Raw genomic sequence first — 731 nt, 5'->3', positions numbered from 1 at the left:
GTAAGCGCTCCAAGAACCACAGGCTTACAATTTACAACTTAGGGGTATAATCTAAGCCAATATTCCAAGGCAACAGTTTTTCATAATCATCAACACTGTTGCAAAGAGGAGCGTTCTTTAACAACATGACATAGTAATGATAAGGGTCGAGATTGTGTAATTTAGCCGTTCTGATGATACTGAAGTGTAAACACAAGGCCTCAGCACCTTCAACAGAGGCGCAAAACAAGAAGTTCTTTCGAGCAATGACCAAGGGTTTGATTTCTTGTTCAGTAAGATTGTTATCGATTTCCAGACGCCCATCATCTAAAAAGCGCATCAGTCCATCTCTATATTTAACACAGTAATTGAGTGCTTTCCCAAGCGGTGATTGGGGCAAAGTTGTAGGATAGACCTTATCAACCCATGTATTAAAGGCTTCCATGAGTGGTTTGGATTTTTCCTGACGCAACTGGTGACGTTGGTCTGGATTCAGTTGATTATTTTTAGCCTCACGCTCTATTTTATAAAGCTCTTTAAAAAAGCGCATGGCTTCTTTGGCAATGCCTTTGCCTTTATTAGATTGGGCAATAGGTTCAAATTTTCTGCGCGCATGCGCGTTGCAATTGACAATGTGCGCATTGCTGCTACCCACAAGTTCAAAAAAATTGTCACCATCGACATGTAAATAGCCATTGAATCCGACAAACCAATCGTAAATAAATTGTTTGTGCTCCACATCGTTGTAGTCA

1 protein-coding gene is annotated in these 731 nt (G+C 40.5%); it reads right to left on the bottom strand.

The genetic code is table 11. The features are described from left to right. Positions 1–31: 31 nt before the first annotated feature. A partial coding sequence (gene tnpC, locus OQJ26_RS19310) for an IS66 family transposase (RefSeq protein ID WP_265705289.1) occupies positions 32–731 on the bottom strand: 700 nt, incomplete at its 5' end.

The sequence above is a fragment of the Legionella sheltonii genome, from assembly GCF_026191355.1.
Lineage (GTDB): Bacteria > Pseudomonadota > Gammaproteobacteria > Legionellales > Legionellaceae > Legionella > Legionella sheltonii.
The sequence above is the reverse complement of the archived record's forward strand: the minus strand, read 5'-3'. Positions and strand labels throughout refer to the sequence as shown.